Source organism: Dyadobacter koreensis, assembly GCF_900108855.1.
Lineage (GTDB): Bacteria > Bacteroidota > Bacteroidia > Cytophagales > Spirosomataceae > Dyadobacter > Dyadobacter koreensis.
Map to the genome: position 1 here is coordinate 87,366 of NZ_FNXY01000001.1, position 22,762 is coordinate 110,127.

Genomic DNA, 22,762 nt, shown 5'->3' on the forward strand with positions numbered 1-22,762 from the left:
AACCAAGAACCTTCGTTTAACTAAATGCGTTACTAGATGACATTATCAAAATGAAAAGTGCTGATCCTGGTATAGATTTTATAGCTTGATTAGCGCACAAATTATAATCAGAGCAATAGTATCGAACATGACGATCACAGTTTCGGAGAATAGCAGGTGGTACCGAAATAATGGCGCATTGAAAGCATTTTTTTTAGTTCTCGCATTTCTTCCCTGTTTCCTTTTTGCCCAGAGCCCCGGTAATGTTCTCGAAAGAGATTCGACCGTCAGAGGTGACACGAGCAAGCTTATGGATTTGATCGATGTCGGTAAAAAGCTTTTTAATATCAAGCGGCCGAAAGCTCCTGATAGTACTGGTAAAACAATTTATTTTTCGGCATTGCCCTTTTCTACTCAGGTTCCAGGCGGGGGAACTGCGATTGTTACATCGACCACAGCAGGTTTTTATCTTGGCGACCGCAAGGATACATACATGTCGCGTGTAACATTTACACCTTACTGGAATTTTAAAAAACGATTCGGACTTCCAATCCGGTCCTATATCTGGTTAAAGCAAAATCAGTGGGTGATAAGTGGTGATACCAGGCTTATGGTGTATCCACAGTATACCTGGGGATTGGGAAGGCAATATGAAGAAGATGACAAGTTACTCGTGAACTATTCTTATCTGAGGCTTTACCAAACTGCACTCAAACGTATATCCCATGGTTTTTTCGCGGGCGTTGGCTATCATATCGATTATAGGGTTAATGTCAGAACACAGGGTGAAGACCCTCTCTTGCAGGATTATACGGGATACCAATACGGTACTTCTCAATCCTTAAACAGCTTTTCATCGGGTTATAGTTTTAACCTGCTTTTTGACACTCGAAACAATTCGTTGAACCCCTGGGATGGATATTATGCGAGTATTCAATACCGCGTCAACCCGACCTGGCTGGGAAATGATAATTTGTGGAAATCGGTTTACATCGATTTTCGAAGATATATCCGGTTTAATCCCAGTCTGGAAAAACAAAACATGCTTGCCGTCTGGGGATACCTCTGGAAAGTTTTTGATAAAAAAATTCCTTACCTGGATCTTCCTAGTATCGGCTGGGAGGATTACAATCGTTCGGGTCGGGGCTTTGACCAGAACCGGTACCGCGGAAGAAGTTTGCTTTATCTGGAAGCAGAATATCGGCGCGATATCACAAATAACGGGTTTCTTGGGTTTGTTGTATTTGCAAATTTCAATACCGTAAGCGGCCCCAAAAGCACTTTTCTGATCAGCTGGAATCCAGGTGCGGGAGCGGGATTGCGCATCAAAATGAATAAACGCTCGGGTACCAATATTGCTTTAAATTACGGATTCAGTAAGGACTATTCCGGTATCAAGCTTACGTTAGGCGAAGTTTTTTAAAACCGTATCCCCAAATTCCAGCATCATTCAACCCTGGCTTTAATAAAGAGCAAAGCCATTAAGCCACCAAGAAATCCAAGACAGGCGGAAATACGCATAATGATCGCATACGCATGAAGAAAACTCTGATGATAAAGCTGTTGAATTCGTTTCTTCTGTATATGGGTAAAGTTTTCAGGCACCTGCGCATTGCCAAGGTTACCAGCTTGTTTTAAAATTTCTGTTTTATCTTTTTCCAAATAACCATCGGAATCCAGACTATTGGTTAAGGCACCAGAAAAAAATAAGACAGCCAAACCACCAAAAATCGCATTGGCAAAAACCGACGCTACGCGTGTCATCGCATTGTTGATTCCTGACGCAGTTCCCGACAGTTGGTCACTGACCGAAGCCATGACCGCCGTTGTCAGAGGAGCAACTGTAAAAGCCATACCCAATCCTAAAACCAGAATTCCCGGAAAAAATGTAGTCCAATAATCTTGCGGCCCATTTGTTTTTCCGACAAAAGATAAGAGCAGCAGTCCGGCGCCTGCCGTAATCGGACCTGTAATCAGAAATAGTCTGGAACCGACTTTGTCAGCAAGTTTGCCCGCATACCTTGCCAGCGAAATCATTAGTATTGTAAATGGCAGGAAAGTCAATCCTGATTGTAGCTGGCTATATCCTTGGATCTGGACCAGGTTGAGGGAAAGAAACAACATACCTCCACCAAGTCCCGCATAAAGAAAAAAGGTCAGCAAATTTGCTCCGGTAAATGTCTTATCGGAAAACATGCGCAAAGGCATCATTGGATATTCACACTTATACTCAACAAAAACGAACGCAATAATGAGCAGAAAACCAGCCGCAAGGGTCAGATGTGTTTGAGCATTATGCAAACCAACTTCCGGAATTCTCAGGAAACCAAATGTTAACAGTGCCAGTGCAGCTGCAATCAGTGCAGCGCCCGGATAGTCAATTGGCTGATTTCGGCTGCCTTCCTCTGCGGCCTTAACCTTCAACGAGAGGACAGCGAGCGCTGCGATGCCAATGGGAATGTTTATAAAAAATATGTAACGCCATAGTCCATAGTCGGCCAGAGCTCCGCCTAGAATCGGGCCTCCCAGCGTGACGACGGTCGTAAATGCTGACCAGGTTCCAATTGCCTTTCCTCTTTCTTTTTCACTTATTGAAGAGGCAATTAGAGATAAACTACCTGGAATCATCAGCGCACCGCCAATTCCCTGAAGAAGTCGAAAAATTACTAATCCAGTAACATTCGGAGATAGTCCGCAGGCCGCAGAACCCAAGATAAAGACCGCGATTCCTATCATAAAAACTTTTCTTCTCCCTAACCTGTCGCCCAAAGTTCCGCCGATCAAAATCAACGAAGCCAGCATCAGAAGATAGGAGTTTAAAATCCAAAAAAGATCACTTCCGTTTGCATTCAGACTTTTCTGCAAAGATGGTAAAATGACATTAAGCGCGGTCCCATCGATAAATGCCATAGAGGACGCCAGTATAGTCGAAGCCATCAGCCATTTGCCCTCCAAACTCGCCATTGAAACAGTAGCCATCGATAAGTTTCGTTTTTAGAAAATTAGAGTATTCCCAGAATCTTTAAATTACAAATATTTCCTAATAAAACGATTCATTTCCAATCAGTTCGCAATGCTCAGAGATGGATAAAAAGTCCGGATTCCGCGGCATATTTGCACATTACAAAAAAAGAACAGATGAGTAGTTTCCTACACCATCTGTTCCTTAAAACTTATCTGGTTTACCAATAAATACCCCTTGGCCTTTACTTATCTCGGGTTGCTTTTTTTATACGCTTCCCCTTTATAGTTACCAGTTTTTCCGGTTTTACTTTTCATATTTTTCGTACCGGCACCGCTTCCGTCTTTTAATACAGTATCAGGCGGTGTGCGGGTAATCGCGCCTTTTTGGTCATTTGCGATTTTTTGAGCTGCTAATCCTTTGGATATTGCTGCCTCGCTAGCCGGTGTTGACTGAGTAGTACTTTGACTTGTGTTAGCTGTATTTCCACCAGTCGCGGTTCCGGCTGCTGCTTTTGTGCCACCTGTTGATGCGGAATCTCCGCGTGATGCCTGACCGGTGGTAATTGGTTTGTTCTCACCCGGAGTCTGCTTTCCTGCGACGTTATTGTTAGCATTTTTGCTGGTATCCGCCATAGTCTGATTAGGATTAGTCGATATGGTTGTGCTTTGGGCGAAAGCACCGGCAGATAGTGTCAAAAGGAAGATTGCTGTATTGATGAATGTCTTTTTCATGATTCTGATCCTTATGTTTGTTATTGTGATGAATTGCTGCTACACTGTAAAGAACTGTTCCAGAAGTGCATGCATTTAAATTAATTGAAATTGATTTTAAAAATTATTGGGATGAAGACACTCTTTCCAATAGTTAATAATCAAATTGATATGGGTTCTAAACGTTTCGTAATTATGCTCTTTTTTATAAAAGCCCTGAATGGTCGAACCATACGCCTGTTCAATCAGGCTACGGTTCGAGGATGTGCTCAGAAAAATGAACGGAATAGCTTTCTTCTTTAGATATGGATTGTCATCGATCGTATCCCGAAGTTCAATTCCATTCATAAGCGGCATATTAATATCGCAGATAATAATCAGCGGTTTTTCCACCGTCACTAGCAAATAATCCAGTGCCTGGTGGCCATTTTCGAACGAACGCAGCTCGTTTTCTATGTTTAAATCAGCCATTATGTTCCTTATTAAATAAAGATCATCCGCATCGTCGTCAATCAAGATTATTGGGCCATTTACGGACATAATTGCTAAATAGATATAGATAAGTTTCTGAAAAACAATTAATTATTAAATTTCATTAAGTAAAAAAGCGCGCCAAAGAAAATTTGCTCGTTTTCAGCGGCCCACGCATAGTATATTTCATTTAGGAAGTGGTATTCCTATCACAGGCACCGACCGGATATACTACAGATGAGGTTAAGGATTTCTCCGATGTCTCCTGACATAATACTCCCATTGACAGCAGGTATTTTTCAGGCATATTGTGCCGCTACAACGATATTATAAGTGGAGCATAAAAATGTTGAATAATGAGTTACAAATCACACTAAACAAACCCATAATACATTTTAATGAATTAAATATCAGCGTATTAGCAAATTTTTTGCAGCCATAAGTATCATTTTTTTTATACAGATTTTATCAGACTTAATTAAATTCCGGGAAAATTGCCTGGACTTTAAGCGCTAAAAGCTGATAAATAAATTCCCCGTTGCTTAGCACAACGGGGAGTTTATTTCAAGGTTTAAGTACTACTTTTACGCAGTCCTCCTGCTTTTCATCAAATATCTTGTAACCATGGGCAGCTTGTTCCAATGGCAATGAATGTGTGATAATATCGTCGAGAACCACCTTTTCTTCCTTCACCAAATCGATTAAATGATCAATATAGTTCAGAACTGGCGCCTGTCCTTGTTTGATAGTCAGACCTTTATCAAAAATACGGTACAAAGGAAAATTATCATAAGGAGATCCGTAAACGCCAACAATCGACACTGTCCCCATCCTTCTAACTGCTTCGAAACACATATCCAGCACCTTCATAGATCCTTTTTCAAAGTTGACCACTGCCTTGGCTTTGTCCAGAAAATTTCTTTCCGGCTCAAATCCTACGGCATCGACGCAAACGTCAGCACCTCTCCCACCTGTCATCTGGCGAATTGCCTCTACAACATCCACATTATTGGGATTAAGCGTATCGACATTATTCACGCGTTTTGCTTTATCCAGACGGTAATCCAACGGATCGATTGCAATGACACGGCTTGCACCATTGATCCAGGCAGCCTTTTGAGCCATCAATCCAACAGGCCCGCAGCCAAAAATAGCAACGACTTCACCGCCTTTCAATTGTGCCCAGTCAATGGCCGACCAGCCCGTTGGAAAGATGTCTGTTAAAAATAATACCTGTTCATCTGTCATATTTTCGGGAACTACGCGAGGGCTGACATCTGCATAGGGAACCCGAACATACTGCGCTTGTCCGCCTGAATAACCACCATACAAGTCCGTGTAACCGAAAAGTGCAGCTCCCTTTTGGTTCAGCAGATTTCCAGCAGGCCCGTAGTTCTTATAATTTGAATTTTCGCAAGCGGGGGACGCTTCATGTGTACAGAAAAAACATTTTCCGCACGCAATCGGAAAAGGTACCACAACCCTATCTCCCTTTTTCAAATTGGTAATAGCCGAACCAGTCTCTTCAACAATTCCCATAAACTCATGTCCCATAATTAAATCCTCCTTTTGGGGAACTGCACCACTCAGAATATGTAGGTCTGAGCCGCAGATTGCAGTAGAAGTAACTCTTAGAATGATATCCCTCGGATCCAAAATCTGCGGATCGGGCACATTATCTACGCTTATATCACCAGGCTTGTGAAAAACGGCAGCTTTCATATTCAGTATTTTAAATTGTTGATGAAGTGTTGAATTAGTTGGGGAAGGCTAATAGATAATCATGCCAGTAGATTCACAAAGACTTTCATATGATTCTCGCCCGGGGAATAAGTTCGGCTCACCGCTGTGAAATTCGGTCTATTTTTAAATAAAAACCTGCGATCTATATACGCAGTACGATTAAATAAAATCGGTAAAAGGCCAATTACCTTCTGGCCTTTTACCGATTTTATTTGCCTTCACATAACAGGCTGCGCAGCTTTTATTTCCTGGGTTTCGATCCAGTTTTGAATGAAAGCAGCAACCTCTTCCCACCCGGGCTCTCCGCATATATAGTGCGATCGATCTGGAAACTCCTTGTAGCTGGACATTCCTCCAATACTGTCAGTATATGCCTTACAATTTTTTTCTACCAGTTCAGTCGGAATAATCTTGTCCTCTTTCCCGCTGATAAATAAAAGCGGAACGTGAGGCATATCCAGGTCTATCTGCCCGGATTCACCCAGACATCCACGAAGAACATTCCGGCTGTCGTGCGTAGCGGTCTGACGAAAGGCCTGACTGGCTTCTGCTTCGCTTAATGTATTACAAAAGCTTTCGTGAAAACTTTCCGGTGTCTGCAAAAAAGGTTCATCTCCCTTAAACGGATTTGCGATTGCCGAAACATTTTTAAAAAATGGCCAGTCAAGCGTCATCATCATATTTGGTGCGACCGAACTGATCGGCACACCAAGACTGGCAAGATTCCGGCTGACAAAAATCTGAGCAAGCAACCCACCCACCGAATGACCGATAATAATTGGTTTTTCAGAAAGTTCAGTATTATTACCCCCTGCCGCAATCACAGCGTTTTCCATTGTCGAAATCACATCGTCCAGCATCAGGTCACCAAGATCTGATGGAATATTTTCGCGTAATCTTTCAGGTTCTCCCTCATGATATGGCCATGCCGGAGCCACGCAATTATACCCGAGTTCTGTAAAATGATTAATCCATTTCTCCCAGCTTTTTGGATTCTGAAACATTCCGTGAATGAAAACAATTGTCTTTTTCATAATTTCTATTTTGTTGATGAACAGCACGGTTCAAATAAAAATTAAGCCGACCAGCGGCTAAAACAACTCGATGTTGTAGAATAATCAACACGGGAGTTAAAGTTTAGATACAATCATTTTCCTGCATGATGCTTTTTGTAATTACATTGAATATAATTACAAAAATGAGCCCTATCTTACGGGGAAGAACAGATATAAATATCCCTTTTGGATTTCATGTCACACCAATGAAAAGACTTACTCTTATTTTATTATCGCTAACCTCAGTTGCCTTCGCCCAACCTGCGGCTGTGCGAAAAATCGCCTCCGAAATTTCTACGGCAAGCCTTAGGGACAACCTTTTTTATCTGGCAAGCGACAAAATGGAAGGCAGGATGATGGCAACCAAAGGCGACACGCTGGCTTCAATATTTATTGCAGACTGGTTTAAAATAAATAAGCTCGTGGCTCCCTATAAAAATGGAAGAAGCTATTTCCAGGCTGTCACTTCTTACAAAATCACTTCAAAAGATAATCTGGTTATCAACGGGAAGAATTATGACAAACCCGGAAATTGGATGAGTTCCAAAGATTTTTCGTCAGCTGAAAACACGGGAGTTTTACTACCATTTTTCTCTGACCCGGACAGCCTCTTGAAAGCACTTTCCAACATCGATACCAAAGGAAAAACACTTGTCATACCATCAGTTCTACTGGAAAAAACTGCAACCAACGAGACATTTCTTGCCCAACTGTCAGCTAAGGGGATCGTGGCGACAATGAATTATGGAGCTTTGGTGGACCAGTTTACTGAATATGCCAAAAAGAATTCGTTCCTTCCCCAGTATACTGATAGTACCGGAGCTTTCGGGAAAAATTTACGGATAGGATCGTTCTCTCTGACGACCGAAAGAATGGACGAGCTTCTTGCAAGTGATGCGCTGACAGTGAAAGTTTATAACGAAATCATCAAGACAACATCGCGGTCAGGAATTCTTGAATTGAAAACGAAGGTGAGTGCAGAAGTCAAAAAATCATTTCAAAAAATACAGGCTCCCAATGTGATCGGCATGATAAAAGGCTCTGATCCAGATGCAGACTGCATTGTTGTTTCCGCCCACCATGACCATGATGGAAGAAACGGCAGCGAGATTTATTATGGGGCTGTCGATAACGCAAGCGGGACGGTAGCTATCATGGAAATGGCTGCGATGATGAACAAAGCTTCTGAAAAAGGATTCCGGCCAAAACGCACGATCATTTTCGCTTCCTTTACCGGAGAAGAGCGCGGTTTGCTTGGCTCCTATTATTACGTCGATCACCCCATAACACCAATTAAAAAAACGCGGGCGATTATGAATATCGATATGATGGGAAGGGTTGACACGATTTACAGCGGCAAAAAAGCAGACAGCTCATATGCCTATATTTTGGTTAAAGATTCATTAAATATTGGGCTTCGGGCAGCACTTTTCAAAGCGAATGATAACGTAAGATTAAAGCTGGACACCCGATATGAACAGCCACAGTTTGCACAGCGCAGAATAAGAGGCTCAGATCAATATCCATTTTATAAAAAGGGCGTTCCATTTGTAAGGATTGACTGCGGATTTGCCAAAGAATATCATAAACCGGAAGACACACCAGACAAGATCAATTATGCCCTGCTGACCAAACAAACACAGCTGGCCTTTCTGACTTTATGGAATATGGCAAATGATTAAATTCGCCGGGGATCCTATCGCAGCCCTGGCAACAGGAAGATCAACAAAACACAACAAAACGTTGAATCATAAGGCGGATATACTAAACTCCCCGGCCACCTATTTTAAAATTAGCAACCATTTTTCAATTTTAAAGGACAAGACTTTGATGCATCAATAAAAAATAATTAGTCGGGAAGATCAGATTGTGCCGGACTGATCAACGATGACTATTTGTAGCTCATTTCGAAAATAGTAGTAATATTACTAATTCCTTAAAAATGAAGACCCCTTGCTCCACCGCTGTGTTTGCAAGGATAAGTTTGAATATACATCATAAATTTGCTGCCACCGACAATATCACCCCCGTGAAACTTTCAGGCATTTTTTGTTCAATATTGAACGAATAACGCTTGTCAACTGTATCCGGACCTTTGTTAACACATAAAACCACAAATTTTTTTTTGATTAACCGTATTTTCGACCTGAACAAATAAGCATCAGTTTCAAAACCCGTATATCCTACTTGCAAAACCGCACCTTTGCATCCAGCTAATCAGGAGCGATCGGCTCTATTTACAATCCGGATAGATAATATGTTACTAATTTTTTAGATAACTTGTTAAATTGAAAGATCTTTTATATAAAAATTAGCACAGGACATTCCCCATGCTTAGCATTGTTAAGTTAAAATGAATTTAGTCAATCCGAATACCTGACCCAACCTCTGCAAGTTCATTCGCCTCCTCGGCCGTATACATTCTTGATCTGGTAATAAATCTAACTCCCATCGGTATTTCCAGTGAGAAACTCGAACCTCTGCCCGGAGTTACGTCAATGGTAAGCTGTGTGTGCTGCCAGTACTCAAACTGATCGCGGCTCATAAAAAACTCGCATCCGGAAATTTCACCTAAAAGCACGTCGCTTTCGCCGGTTTTAAAATCCCCCTTTTCAAAACACATGGGCTGAGAACCATCACAGCAGCCGCCGCTTTGGTGAAACATCAACTCACCGAAACGTTCTTTAAGCTGGGCCACCACTTTGTCCGCTTCCGGAGTGATCAAAACACGAGGTGTCTTCATATCGTCAGGTAGGTTAAAATAGAAGTTGTTGATGAAATGTAAGTGAAATAAAACCACGAATGCACGAACCCCTCCGTGCATTCTATGGCAAAAAACAACGTACTTATCAGAAAAAACCAAGCTTGTTGCGATCATAAGAGATCAGCATATTTTTAGTCTGGCGATAATAACCAAGCATCATTTTATGATTTTCTCGACCGAAGCCAGATTTTTTATATCCTCCGAATGGTGCATGTGCAGGATATGCATGATAGTTATTTACCCAGACCCTACCTGCCTGAATGGCACGCGGCACCTGATAGATTTCGTGCGCGTCGCGTGTCCAAACGCCCGCACCTAGCCCATAAAGTGTATCATTGGCAATCTCGATTGCTTCTTCAACGGTTTTAAAGGTTGTAACACATGCCACGGGACCGAAAATCTCCTCCTGAAAAATCCGCATTTTGTTGTGGCCTTTAAATAAAGTCGGTTTGATGTAGTAACCGCCCGCAATTCCGTTTTCAAATATATTGGCTTCTCCGCCGCAAAGCACTTCGGCGCCTTCTTCTTTTCCTATTTTCAGATACGAAAGTATTTTTTCATACTGATCATTGGAAGCCTGAGCACCCATCATGGTAGTTGCGTCCAATGGATGACCCAATTTGATTGCTTTGGTTCGCTCGATAACGCGGCTCATAAATTTCTCGTAGATACTTTCCTGAACCAAAATCCGGGACGGACAGGTACAGACTTCTCCCTGATTTAAGGCGAACATGACTGCTCCCTCAACCGCTTTATCAAAAAACGCATCATCTTCATCAGCAACCGAGGCAAAGAAAATATTCGGAGATTTTCCGCCGAGTTCCATCGTTACCGGGACAAGATTTTCAGAGGCATATTGCATTATCAGACGGCCGGTAGTAGTTTCACCTGTAAATGCAACTTTGGCAACTCTCGGCGAAGTCGCCAGCGGTTTTCCGGCTTCCGGTCCAAAGCCGGTAACAATATTGAGGACACCGGCCGGCAAAAGATCACCGATCAATTCCATCAAACACATAATCGACGTCGGCGTTTGTTCGGCGGGTTTGACAACCACACAGCAACCCGAAGCAAGTGCCGGAGCTATTTTCCAGGTCGCCATTAAAAGCGGGAAATTCCATGGGATGATTTGTGCAACAACGCCCAGAGGCTCATGCAGATTTATAGAAACAGTATTTTCATCATGCTCAGAAATGCCCCCTTCTTCTGCTCGGATTACCCCGGCAAAATAGCGGAAATGGTCAACGCACAGCGGAAGATCTGCTGCTCTGGTTTCACGGATTGCCTTTCCATTATCAATGGCTTCCACAACCGCAAGATACTCTAGGTTGTCTTCGATTACCTGAGCAATTTTCAGCATAATATTACTCCGGTATGTTGCTGCCGACTTGCCCCAGGTTTTAAATGCTTCGTGTGCCGCATCCAATGCCAGCTCAATGTCTTCTTTTCCTGACCGGGCCGCTTTGGTAAATACCTTCCCATCGATCGGTGAAAGATTATCAAAATATTCACCCTTTACCGGTGGGACAAATTTCCCGCCGATATAATTCTCATATTGTGCCTTAAAAGCAGGTCTTTGGGCAAGGGTTGAACTACTATCTGATTTGTTTTCAACTTCCAGCGTATCCATAGATATATCAATTTTAATTCGTTAATAACTGATACAAACTTAGTTTCGATTACCATTCCGGACTGGAACTATTGTTTCAAATAATAGGATAATAATCTCAAAAAAAATAAAATTTCTGTTATATTTATACTTAATTACCCAGCGTTAAATACACAGTGACCGCAGGAAGCATCAGCACTTTTTTGATTTTAATTGTTCTCTACATCACTTCTACAAACTATGCCATCCGGATTTAAGTTAAACCAAATTGAAATATCTCCTCAAAAGTCGATGAAGACGCTGGTGGAAAACCGGCGCGCATTCACGCTTCAAAATTGTGAATTGAACGTATTCGAAACTTTGCAGGAATCGGCCCTGGTCCCGCTTACTTTTTCAGATTTTGTAGTGACCAGTATGCTGAGGGGTAAAAAAGTTATGCACTTATTTGACCAGCCCGGGTTTGACTATATGCCGGGAGAAACGGTTCTGGTTCCTGCCCATGTGACTATGAAAATTGATTTTCCGGAAGCCACTGAATCAAACCCGACACAGTGTATTGCGCTGGCGCTTGATCAGGCCAAAATACAACAGATTGTCGACAGACTTAACGAGCAGTATCCGCGCGAGGGGCAGGATCAATTCTGGCAATTGCAACACAATCAGTATCATTTTCTGAACAATCTTGATTTGGCTCAGAGTATCAATAAATTGATCCACATCTGTTCGGGGAATTCCTTAGGAAAAGATATTCTGGCAGATCTGACGCTTCAGGAGCTTGTTGTCCATATCATTCAAACCCAGAATTTATATTCAGTACAGGACAGCTCCTATCAACAGCACGACAATCCGCTGGCGTATGTAATCCATTATATCAGGACAAATATCGGAGAGAAAATTCAGGTTGAAGACCTCAGTGAAAAAGCATGTATGAGCCGAGCCTCGTTTTACCGGGCTTTCAAAAGGGAGTTCAATATCAGTCCGGTTGAGTTTATATTAAAAGAAAAAATTAAGAAGGCAAAATCTCTCTTATCTGATTCGCGTGCGACCATTTCAGATGTATGTTATCAACTGGGTTTTTCCGATCTGAATTATTTTGGACGGCAATTTAAAAAGTCGGAAGGAATTTCTCCGTCTCAGTACCGGCATGTGAGCGCTGCCCAGGAGGATAAGCCCTGATGACCATGCCTTTCTTAATTTAACATTTTAACGTTTCTCAGGGTCCTGCTTTTTTAATGATTTGATATATAAAGTCACTGACTCGATGTCTGTTTCAGAAAGTATCCCGACAAACGAAGGCATTTCCTCGTTATACCCCTTCACGATTTTCACAGAAGGAGTCAAAATAGATTCTCTTATATACTTCTCATCAGCGATACCGATGGATCCATCCTCAAAATGCCGCTCGGATTTATAAAGGTTTTGAAACGGAGGTCCATACATTCCCTTCGTGACAAGTCCTGCAGAATGACAGCCCGCACAAGCCATTTTCTGAAAAATATCTTTTCCGTTTTCCACCGAAGCAGTCAGTTCTTTTCTTGATTCTGGCTCTGGCTGACCTTTTTTCTTTTCCAGAAGCGAGAGGTCGACGTTTTTAAAATCACCTCCCTGTGCCTTTAAATCGGACAAATTATTAATGGTAAACCAGAAACGATCGCTGCTTATTTTGCCATCGGAAGCCTTTATCCGATAGGCCACTTCCATTTGCATAACTTCCTGCATATCCGGCACCAGTAACAACACCTTTTTACGATCCGAAGAAAGGTAGACACCTGCAACATCGAGTGTTTCTTCGCCGGAAGTTCCGTCCAGTTTAAAATGTCCCGAACCATATTCTTCGGTCCTTTTGTAATTCCATCTTTTAACAGCAAAATCCGAGACACTTAAATTCGCGTCCAGCGCCGTATCAAACCCGAGCACAATCCCTTGTCTGGCCGCCTGAAACTGATTGGGCAGGTACATTGGTTTTCCTGTATACCGAAGCCGCAGCAGTGCGCTGATCCCTTTTGAACTTGATCCCCAAAGGTTAAATCCGGTCACATACAACTGTCCGTCGACCGGATTCATCGCTCCCTTTGACGTCGGAGCAGGATAATCTGCCTGAATAAAACTAACTCCACCTTGTGTGATTTTAGCCGCACTATCGATCAGCACCCGGAAAAGACCCGGATGAGCAAATGAAAAATGGATCAGATTTTCATTCAATGGTCCCATTTTATTTCCCGTAATCCACACCTGACTGATGCTTGACCGGTCTGCTCTGTGAGGAATCCAGGTCAGAGGCGGAGCAATGGGTGGATTGTCTTTTCGATGCGCCGAAGCTGGAACACCATAGTAGTCTCCTTTTTTTATTAGATAAATAGGTGTAGACGGTACAAAATTACCTTGTTGATCCGATGCCGTGAGTGTTCCCTTTTCCGGATGCATGCCAATGTACGGGCCTCTTAAACCCGTAGCTATAACTTCAAAACTTCGTCCGTCGGGCAAAATTTTCAGTATCGTTCCATTGTGTTTGGAGCCGGCCCTAAATCCTTTCGCAATCTGTGAGGTTACCCCCGGTCCATTACTTTGGGTCCCGCCTTTGGCAACATAAAAACTACCATCCGGTCCATAAACCATATCCGCCGCCCATTCACGAGACTCGGGCGACTGGACAACAACATTTGAAAAGTTCTCATAATAATCTGCTTCCCCATCATTATTCAAATCATGAAGCCGCACAATTCCTTCCCTGCCAAAAACATAAACCGTATCACGCACAACCTCGATACTCATCGGCTCGTGCAGTCCGGAAGCGAATCTTTTCCAGCGAATATTTTTCAAATTTTTATCGATCCCCTCAATCATCCAGACATCTCCTTCAAAAGTTACCCCAGCGGCATGACCACTGTCGTAAAACGAAATATCGGCCAGCCTGACGTTCCTTTTCCATGGATTATTCAGCGGAAGTGTCAGCTTATCTGTAACATAAGCGGCAGTGTCCGGAGCACTTTCGCCCGAGGTCGTAACCGTTTGAGCCCAGTGGGGCTGCCCGCCCTTTTTAAAATCGGGAAACGCTGTATGTTTCTTTTTACATAATTTTTCAAATGCCTTTTTTTTACTGGCTGGTCCCTTCCAGATCAGGATCGTGCCCTCTTCTTTTTTAGACGCTGATGAGATCCGAACGGTGAGGTAGCGGTTATTATTTACCTCCGGCTGCATATCCAGACTTCCCTTCCCAAGCACTGCCACAGCCGTAACCGTATCTTTGCTGGACCCGTGATAGATGAATGCAATCTTCCCCTTTACTTCACCGGCAGACGCGTCAGTGATTTCTGCGGCTGTTAGATATAACTCCTTATCCGCATTTTCAATTTGAATTTTTCTCACGAAAGCCGTTTCGTTTTCAAAACGCATACTTTCTGGCATTTCAAAGATTGAAGCCTTTCCCACATTGTAGTGAAGTACCGATTTTCTACCATATACGTACACACCGTTCCACCGCGCTTTTTCGGGAGGCATAGCGCCCCATTTAATTTCATTGGCTATTTCGGGTTCCTCTCGAGGGTCTTTAAAATCAGGTTTCCCCTCAGACCATCCTGCATAGGAACCCGTCGCGATTTTCGGGTCTCCTGTAACGGTCGTTATTTTATTGTTTTTATTAAAAAAGTCTTTATAAGAAATCTGCGCCATCAGTACCATCGGGAGAAATTTGCCCGTCCAGCCGACAGACCAGCGAAGCAGATCAGTATCAAAGCAAGCATACGCGCTGTCACCAAGCTGTAAGGCTAGCGACCGGGCTGAAATATTATCATTTGGGAAATGAGAACCCAGTTTTCGAGCATCAAGCGATGTGGAAATGAACGGAAAATCCGGCTCAACAAAAGGATTAAGTTGCAGTGAGTCTGCATGTACAGTACCTGAATTATTTTTATCGGTGTAAGCCGTCAGGATAAAGCCTGAGCCCAGTAGAATGATAAGAAGAATGAGCCCACCAATATATTTTTTACTCAAACCCAAAATATTGAACATACTTTTCCTTTAATAATTTCTTTAAAATGTTACATAGCCAGATGTCTGCTTAAAATGACTCTCAGCTAGCACTTTTATCAAGACGAAACTTTTACCTCAGTACATGGACATCATCGTGAATTTATGCTGATAAGATGAAAGGGAATGGACAAAACGAAGGTCAGTCTTTCACAGTCTGCGAAATATTTCCGATTTGCGCCGTGGCGTTCTGTTAATATCGTTGCGAAGTGATCTACCAGCGTCGAATTGTGTCCCATATAACGGACTCGCTGCCCGTTTCTAGTCACCGAAATAGATTGAGGAATTCAGGATGGAAGCCTCGGGGAATTGTTTCGTTTTCTGCCAAAAACGAATAAGTCATGTTAAATTGCACAGCCATTTTTTAAGGATTTAGGATTGTGTTGCAATTTTAACTGATTATGTAATAAAAAACGTCAAAAACCCGATAAAATCGTAGAACTCTCCGACTTTTTCACTGCCAGTAAAGGATCGATTTTTACAGCGTCAGATTTAATCAGACTCCATTGAAATCTGGCACTGACAGGATGATGATCAGAAAGGGGCTGACCGGATTTGTTGGTAAATAAAATGTTCTCGAGCTTGTAATCCCGTATCCTAAGGATCAGGTCTTTACTACCCCGAAAGAGAATTTTATCAATGGTTTCGCAGGAATCAGTTACTGACAGAATATCATCATTGGGGAACGCACGCGAAATTTCATGACATATACTTCTGTTCTTTTTTAAAAGCCAGACATCTTCAAGATTATTTTCAGTATTTAAAATTCCAACGTTATCATAGAAATAACTATAATGAGCATTGAGATCGCCCATGACGACCACAGCGTTTTCAGGGGAATTTTTTTTGATATAGGCCGATAATTGCAGCATATTTTTTCTGCGTGCCTCAGCGGCGGAACGATGGTTGTAGGCGTTCGCATGTACGTTGTAAAAATCAATAAAAACGTTCTTGGCCACTTCAATACTGCTGTACGAAAAGCCCTTAGGTGTGAAGCAGTCAGCTCCCGTACAGTCTTGCCATTTAATGCGTCTGACCTTATGCACCGGATATTTCGAAAGCGTATTCAACCCGTCACCGAATGGAATTTTCCCTTTTGTGCTCGTTCGAAACGGATGAAGATTTCCTTTTTCGTATAGATATTTATTGTAGTTGAAATCTTCCTGTACATGCGCGATATCAAACCTGTTAAGAATCCTTCCGATTTCTGCAATGCTTGAAGATCGTTCTGTGACGGCGCTGGAAATAATTCCTGGAAGCCCTGCCACATTGTAAGTAATTACTGAAAATTCGCCTGCTTCCGCGCTTTTCAGGGCTGAGTCTTTAATGGAATGGCTGGATGCCGAACCGCTGGTTGATCCTGAACTTGTCCAGAAAAAGACCAAAATAAACAAAGCACATACCGTGAGTCTGTTATACCTGTTTTTCGTAAAATAGGAAAGCATGTTTTTATTCGTAGTTGGTCTGCGAATGTACAATCCGGATATGAACAGCATTAACTACAAACATTATTGAATTGTTAAATATCACTTTAGCTAGTCTATGCGAACAAATTCAAGTTCCAAATCAACTGTATTTTGTTAAACGGCATAATCCTGACAGTAGGAATTATAATCATGAAGGCTTTTGGCTGTGTATAAATATTTTAGTTTCTCTATTTTTTCGCCGAAAGTTTACATTTAAATTTCCTTGCATGACACACGTAAGAGTTCCGACCGCTTCTGCTTGTTTTTTTCTAGTTTTTATATCACTGCTGGTCGGGCCGGTTGTTGCCCAAAATAAGCCCTCACCTCAGGGAGAAAAATCAGTTTCTACTTTCGGTTTGAAAGATGGAGATCGGGTGGTTTTCCTGGGAAACTCCGTTTTTGAAAATGACTTTGAATTTGGATACCTGGAACTCGCGTTGACAACCCGTTTTGCAGATAAATTTGTAACGTTCAGAAACTTAGGCTGGACGGGAGACAATGTGTTCGGAGATGCCAGGAGTACATTTACAAATCCGCCGACGGCTTATCAGCATTTAATTCAAAATATTGTCAAAACGCAGCCAACAGTCGTCTTTCTGGCTTATGGTGGTGTGGAAGCGCAGGAGGGCCAGGCAGGGCTCGCTCGTTTTAAGGACGGATTAAATAACCTACTTAATAAAATAGATTCTTTGGGGGCAAGAACCATTTTACTTTCACCTATACCCGTCATGAGTACGGATTCTTCCCTTAGAGCGGCCAAACGTAACGCTGACATCGAATTGTATGCTTCTGAAATCACAAAGATTGCTTCACAGCGGGGAAAACAATTTGTTGATTTGTACAATCCCATTCTTCAAATAAGTAAGCAATCGGTCATCACAGAAAACGGAATACATCTCAACGAAGCAGGATATTATTATCTGGCTAAAATTCTTGAAAATGGTCTGGGGTTGAAATCCAACCAAACGCCGGTTTCAATTATTCTCTCGAAGCAGACAATTGAAACTTCTCCAAACATCAAAAAGCTGAACGAAACAAATGAACTCGCCGCGCTGAAATTCACAATTAATCAGCCTTACCTGCCCTTGCCTGCACCGAAATCTGGAGAACAAGTAAGTGACACGCCTCAGTTATTTAGAATTTCGGGTCTGAAAAAAGGATTTTATACCCTTAAGGAAGATGGGTTTGATCTGGTCACTGCCTCGGCAAAAGATTGGGAAAAAGGGGTTGCAGTTAGAAACGGGGCTGATTTCAATCAGGCCAACCTTTTAAAAGAAATGATTGAGAAAAAAAATGACCTTTTCTTTTTTCAATACCGGCCGATAAATGAAACTTATATCATAGGATTCAGAGCTTACGAACAAGGGAAACATGTTAAAGATCTTGACGATCAAAGCATTCTGATCAAATTCCTGGAAAGTCAGATTGCCCTGGAACGGTTACCCAAATCTCATGTATATCAATTTTCCGTTTTGAAATGACCAGAAAGTTTCAGACCAAAAAGTCTCCGGGAGACAGTCACTATTTATTTTAAATAAAGCAACGCCGGGACATTTCGCCGCGGTTAATAGCAAAACATATGAGGTCATTAAAATTTACCAAAGCACTTTACGGAACCATTATCATTCCCATGGTTCTTCTCACAACTTCATCCGTCCGGCAGGCATCTATAAAAGAAGATCCTGATCCCGACATTCAGAAAGAACTTGCTTCCTTCCAAGTCGCAGACGGGTTCGAAGTTACACTTTGGGCGGCAGAGCCACTTGTTGCCAAACCAATTCAGATGAACTGGGATGCAGACGGACGTTTATGGGTTGTAAGCAGCACCGCCTATCCGCATTTGAAAACGGGCGAAGAAGCCAACGACAAGATTTTTGTTATTGAAGACACTGACGGTGACGGCAAGGCGGACAAAACTACTGTTTTTGCAGAAGGCCTTCTTACTCCGACAGGAATTCTACCGGGAGACGGAGGAGTTTATGTCGCCAATTCCACGGAAATACTACACTTTTCTGATACAGACGGAGATGGTAAAGCTGATAAAAAACGTAGAATATTACATGGTTTCGGGACGGGTGATGCTCACCATTTGATCCATACGTTTCGCTGGGGACCAGAAGGAAGAATGTACTTCAATCAGTCTATATATATTTTCAGCCACGTAGAAACACCATTTGGTGTGAAACGTCTGGAAGCTGGTGGAGTCTGGAAACTAAACCCGAAATCACTTGAACTGGATGTCTATGCCAGGGGTGGCATCAACTTCTGGGGGTTACAATTTGACCGTTGGGGGCAGTCGTTTTTAACGGATGGAGCTGGCGGGGAAGGGATTAATTATGCTTTTCCGGGCGCTGCGTTTGCGGCAACCCAAGGTGCGGAAAGAATTATTCGTGGCCTTAATCCGGGGCAACCGAAACATAGTGGCCTGGACGTGGTATCGGGAAGCCATTTGCCGAAGGAATGGCAGGGAAGAATGATCACAAATGATTTCAGGGCGAATCGCATCAACAGTTTCAAGCTGGAAGAACAAGGTAGCGGCTATGCATCAAAACAAATGGAAGATTTGATGTGGACCGACAACGTCGCATTTCGTCCGGTTGATATCAATGTTGGCCCGGATGGCGCAATTTATGTTGCAGACTGGTACAACCCAATCATCCAGCATGGTGAAGTTGACTTTTTTGATCCAAGACGTGATCAGGAGCACGGTCGGATCTGGCGCGTAACCGCCAAAAAAAGTCCATTGACGAAGGTGCAGAAACTGAACAATGCTCCCCTATCTTCACTTTTTGAGGCGCTGAAAGCTTCTGAGGATTTGACCCGTTCCAATGCGAAGCAGGTACTCAAAGAGCGCGGAGCAAAGCAGGTCATTTCCGGCTTGCAACAGTGGGTTGACAATCTGGATAAGAAAGAGGCGAACTACGAGCACAATTTACTGGAAGCCCTATGGGTCTTTCAAGCACTTGACACGGTAAACGAACCGCTGTTGACCAGCCTTTTAAACGCTGAAAGTCATAATGCCCGTTCCTCTGCATTACGCACGCTCCAGGCCTGGGGTGAAAAAATTGCCAACGTTCCCGCAATACTTGAAAAAATGGTGAGCGACAAACATGCCCAGGTACGTCTGGAAGCTGTTATCGCACTTCGCAAATTGAAAACGGCCGAAGCCTCCCGTACAGCATTAAAGGCTCTTGACCTTCCGATGGACGAATTTCTGGACTTTGCCCTTTGGCAAACGGTTCGCGACCTGCAGCCGCAATGGATGGCAAGATTGAAAGCGGAACCCGATTTTTTTGCCGATGCGAAAAAATCCGTTTTTGCTTTAAAATCGGTCAGTACACCCGAAGCAGTTTCCTTGCTAATTAAAATTTATCAGAAACGCCTGGTTCCTTCGGAGTATCAAAAAGACGTTGTCAGCGCTATCGCCAAATCAGGCACTGTCGCAGATTTGAATATGCTATTGGATTTTGCAATTCAAAATAAAGATAAAAGTTTGATCTTGCAGTTGAACGCACTGGAAGACGCTGCCCGTCAACGAAAACTACAACCAGATAAAAATCCTGATCGCATTGCAACACTAATTGAGAATGAAGACGAGACCGTAAGTTTGGCAGCAATCCGCTTGATTGGCTTATGGAAACTCGAATCACTCAGTGAACGTCTCACAAATCTTATCAAAACAGGAAATATCGCTTCGAAAAAAACAGCACTGTCATCTTTGGCATCGATTGACCAGGCAAAGGCACTACAATTGGTTACCACTATGACTGGCCCAAAAAATACGCCGGAAGTAAGAGTCATTTCTACCGCACAATTGTCTGCTTTCAACCCTACGGAAGCTGCCCGTATCGGTACAGAACTGATGAGAACATTGCCTGTGGATGTAGATATGTCTGACATTTTCATTGCTCTAATTGGGAACAAAGCCGGAACAGAAGCCTTAACTGCGGCAATCAATTCTAAAAAGATCCCGGAAGTTATTGCAAAAAAAGGCCGGCAGCTTGTACAGACCCGGGTAATGTGGACCCGGCAAAGACAGACCGACGTGCTTGCGCTTAAAGAAGCGCTTGAAGAATCTGGTGGAGCAATGCCTGCGGCGAAGATGTCGCAGGAACTTAATGACCGCGATATTGCAGGTCTGGCGAAAGTAATCAGCGAAAAAGCAGATCCAGAAAAAGGCGAACTGATTTTTAGAAAAGCTGAGGTAAATTGTACCTCTTGTCATGCAATCGGTGGCGCAGGCGGTCGCATAGGCCCCGACCTTAGCAGCCTAGGGACAAGTTCACCTGCCGAAACGATTATTCGGTCGGTCCTTTATCCAAATTTATCTATTAAAGAGGGTTATGACCTAAAACGCGTATTGAAAAAAGACGGCAGTGAAATGCTGGGATATCTGGCCAGTGACGGAGCGTCAGAAATCGTGATCCGCGACGTTACGGGTAAAGAAATTTCAATACCCAAAAGCCAGGTTGAGCTGACGGAAAAAGTCCCAGGATCTTTAATGCCTCCTGGCTTGACCGCATCACTGGACCAGCAGGAATTTATTAACCTGATCGGATTTCTGTCAAAATTAGGAGAATCGGGAAATTTCCGTGTTCCGACTACGCGGTTTGTTCGTCGTTGGAGTACTGTCTCTTCAAACAAGGAACTCGTAAAAAAGCTTGCAGCGGAAGGCGTAAGTTACCTGGCGAAAGAAAGTTCAAAAGTTGTATTTGATCCTATTTACAGCAAGGTGGCCGGCGATTTACCCCTGAATGAAATTCCTGTCATTGAACTGAATGGCGGTAAAAAGTTTAGCTTCATTCGGTTTGAAATAGAAGTTGTAACCAAGGGCATTGTAAGTTTATCGTTCAACAACGCAACCGGAATTCAGGCATGGGTAGACGGGAAGGCCGGAAAACTCGGCGATAAAAGCCTGACGGCTGATCTTTCCCAGGGAATTCATGCAGTGACGCTGTCACTTGATCGAAATTTGGTAAAGCAATCCAACCTCAAAATTCAGTTACTTGATGCAGAAGGAGGCGGAGCGCAAACCAGACTGGTAATGGGCAAGTGATATTTCCATTGCATTGCCAAAGAATAACTGATTAAATAGACCGATATGTAATTCCACAAGGGTACAGATCTCATTGAAATTAGTACATTGAAAATCGTTTATTAAATAAAACCTAATTTAAAGTAACATGCTTAAAAAATCACTGGCTCTTCTATTTGTCATTTTCACGGCAGCCTGCGCTAACGCCCAGCAGTTCAAAGTTTTACTTTTCACAAAAACCGCTGGGTTTCACCACCAGTCGATCCATGAGGGGGTTGATGGCGTAAGAAACCTTGCCGCTAGACATAACTTCACCGTCGACTGGCAGGAAAACGCTTCGGTTTTTAATGAGAAACAGCTGAAAGATTATGCTGCGGTAATTTTTTTAAACACAACCGGTGACATTCTTAATGAGGAGCAGCAAGCCGCCTTTGAGAAATTTATCCAATCCGGCAAAGGATGGGTTGGTATACATGCTGCGGCAGATACCGAATACGAATGGCCTTGGTATACAAAAATGGTTGGTATGATGTTCAAAATTCATCCTGCGCAGCAAACCGCCTTTCTGGATGTTGTCGATAGCAATTTCCCCGGACTTGAACGTTTCCCAAAAAGAATGTTGTGGACAGACGAGTGGTATGAATACCAAAAGCCTTATAAATCCAATGACCTTAAATTCCTTATCACACTGGATGAAAAAACGTATGATGCCAAAACCAAATGGGGTGAGAATGAAGGAAAAGGCATGGGAGATGTTCACCCGATGGCCTGGTATCATAAGTATGACGGAGGCCGTGCATTTTATACCGGCCTGGGGCATATTGGACTTGTATATTCCGACCAGTCATTTTTAGACCACCTTTACGGAGGTATTTACTGGGCAGCTACAGGCAAAGGAATAAAATAAAATTTCGGTATTTAAAACTTATTTTCTTTCGCCTC

The 22,762-nt window shown here is 42.9% G+C and carries 15 protein-coding genes; 6 read left to right on the plus strand and 9 right to left on the minus strand.

All coding sequences use genetic code 11. The features are described from left to right. The first annotated feature begins 127 nt into the window (after positions 1–127). On the plus strand, positions 128–1,402 hold the full coding sequence (locus BMY70_RS00400; RefSeq protein ID WP_143072022.1) for a BamA/TamA family outer membrane protein: 1,275 nt from the start codon (positions 128–130) through the stop codon (positions 1,400–1,402). A gap of 23 nt (positions 1,403–1,425) precedes the next feature. Here the strand turns inward: BMY70_RS00400 and BMY70_RS00405 are convergent, their stop codons facing one another. The 5 genes from BMY70_RS00405 to BMY70_RS00425 form a co-directional block, all read right to left on the minus strand. Beyond that, a complete protein-coding gene (locus tag BMY70_RS00405) occupies positions 1,426–2,958 on the minus strand; it encodes an MFS transporter (protein ID WP_090330624.1) in 1,533 nt (510 codons plus the stop codon). A gap of 231 nt (positions 2,959–3,189) precedes the next feature. Then, the gene (locus BMY70_RS00410; protein ID WP_090330627.1) at positions 3,190–3,675 is read right to left on the minus strand and encodes a hypothetical protein; all 486 of its coding nucleotides are present in this window, start codon (positions 3,673–3,675) and stop codon (positions 3,190–3,192) included. Positions 3,676–3,771: 96 nt separating this feature from the next. Continuing rightward, complete coding sequence (locus BMY70_RS00415; protein ID WP_090330629.1) at positions 3,772–4,194, minus strand: response regulator; 423 nt, start codon at positions 4,192–4,194, stop codon at positions 3,772–3,774. A 495-nt stretch (positions 4,195–4,689) separates the two neighbouring features. Beyond that, entirely contained in the window at positions 4,690–5,847 is a 1,158-nt protein-coding gene (locus BMY70_RS00420; protein WP_090330631.1) for a zinc-dependent alcohol dehydrogenase, read from the minus strand. A 239-nt stretch (positions 5,848–6,086) separates the two neighbouring features. Then, on the minus strand, positions 6,087–6,902 hold the full coding sequence (locus BMY70_RS00425) for an alpha/beta hydrolase (protein WP_090330634.1): 816 nt from the start codon (positions 6,900–6,902) through the stop codon (positions 6,087–6,089). 227 nt (positions 6,903–7,129) lie between these two features. Between BMY70_RS00425 and BMY70_RS00430 the strand changes: the two genes are divergently transcribed. After that, positions 7,130–8,605 (plus strand): M28 family metallopeptidase, encoded by a 1,476-nt coding sequence (locus tag BMY70_RS00430; protein ID WP_218148542.1) that lies wholly within the window; start codon positions 7,130–7,132, stop codon positions 8,603–8,605. 677 nt (positions 8,606–9,282) lie between these two features. Here the strand turns inward: BMY70_RS00430 and BMY70_RS00440 are convergent. After that, complete coding sequence (locus BMY70_RS00440) at positions 9,283–9,666, minus strand: DUF779 domain-containing protein (protein ID WP_090332523.1); 384 nt, start codon at positions 9,664–9,666, stop codon at positions 9,283–9,285. Positions 9,667–9,772: 106 nt separating this feature from the next. After that, entirely contained in the window at positions 9,773–11,314 is a 1,542-nt protein-coding gene (locus BMY70_RS00445; protein WP_090330645.1) for an aldehyde dehydrogenase family protein, read from the minus strand. 219 nt (positions 11,315–11,533) lie between these two features. On the opposite strand from BMY70_RS00445, the gene BMY70_RS00450 reads away from it, so the two are divergent. Beyond that, positions 11,534–12,469 (plus strand): AraC family transcriptional regulator, encoded by a 936-nt coding sequence (locus tag BMY70_RS00450; RefSeq protein WP_090330649.1) that lies wholly within the window; start codon positions 11,534–11,536, stop codon positions 12,467–12,469. A 27-nt stretch (positions 12,470–12,496) separates the two neighbouring features. Here BMY70_RS00450 and BMY70_RS00455 read toward each other — a convergent pair whose 3' ends face one another. After that, positions 12,497–15,301, minus strand: coding sequence for a DUF6797 domain-containing protein (locus tag BMY70_RS00455; RefSeq protein WP_090330651.1), 2,805 nt, complete (start codon positions 15,299–15,301; stop codon positions 12,497–12,499). Positions 15,302–15,735: 434 nt separating this feature from the next. Further along, entirely contained in the window at positions 15,736–16,815 is a 1,080-nt protein-coding gene (locus BMY70_RS00460; RefSeq protein WP_177196920.1) for an exonuclease/endonuclease/phosphatase family protein, read from the minus strand. A gap of 197 nt (positions 16,816–17,012) precedes the next feature. Between BMY70_RS00460 and BMY70_RS00465 the strand changes: the two genes are divergently transcribed. The 3 genes from BMY70_RS00465 to BMY70_RS00475 all read left to right on the plus strand — a co-directional run bounded on the left by BMY70_RS00465 (position 17,013) and on the right by BMY70_RS00475 (position 22,727). Next, complete coding sequence (locus tag BMY70_RS00465; protein ID WP_090330658.1) at positions 17,013–18,266, plus strand: GDSL-type esterase/lipase family protein; 1,254 nt, start codon at positions 17,013–17,015, stop codon at positions 18,264–18,266. Positions 18,267–18,364: 98 nt separating this feature from the next. Further along, a complete protein-coding gene (locus BMY70_RS00470; RefSeq protein ID WP_229209430.1) occupies positions 18,365–21,841 on the plus strand; it encodes a PVC-type heme-binding CxxCH protein in 3,477 nt (1,158 codons plus the stop codon). Positions 21,842–21,968: 127 nt separating this feature from the next. Then, positions 21,969–22,727, plus strand: coding sequence for a ThuA domain-containing protein (locus tag BMY70_RS00475; protein WP_090330661.1), 759 nt, complete (start codon positions 21,969–21,971; stop codon positions 22,725–22,727). Positions 22,728–22,762: the final 35 nt, after the last annotated feature.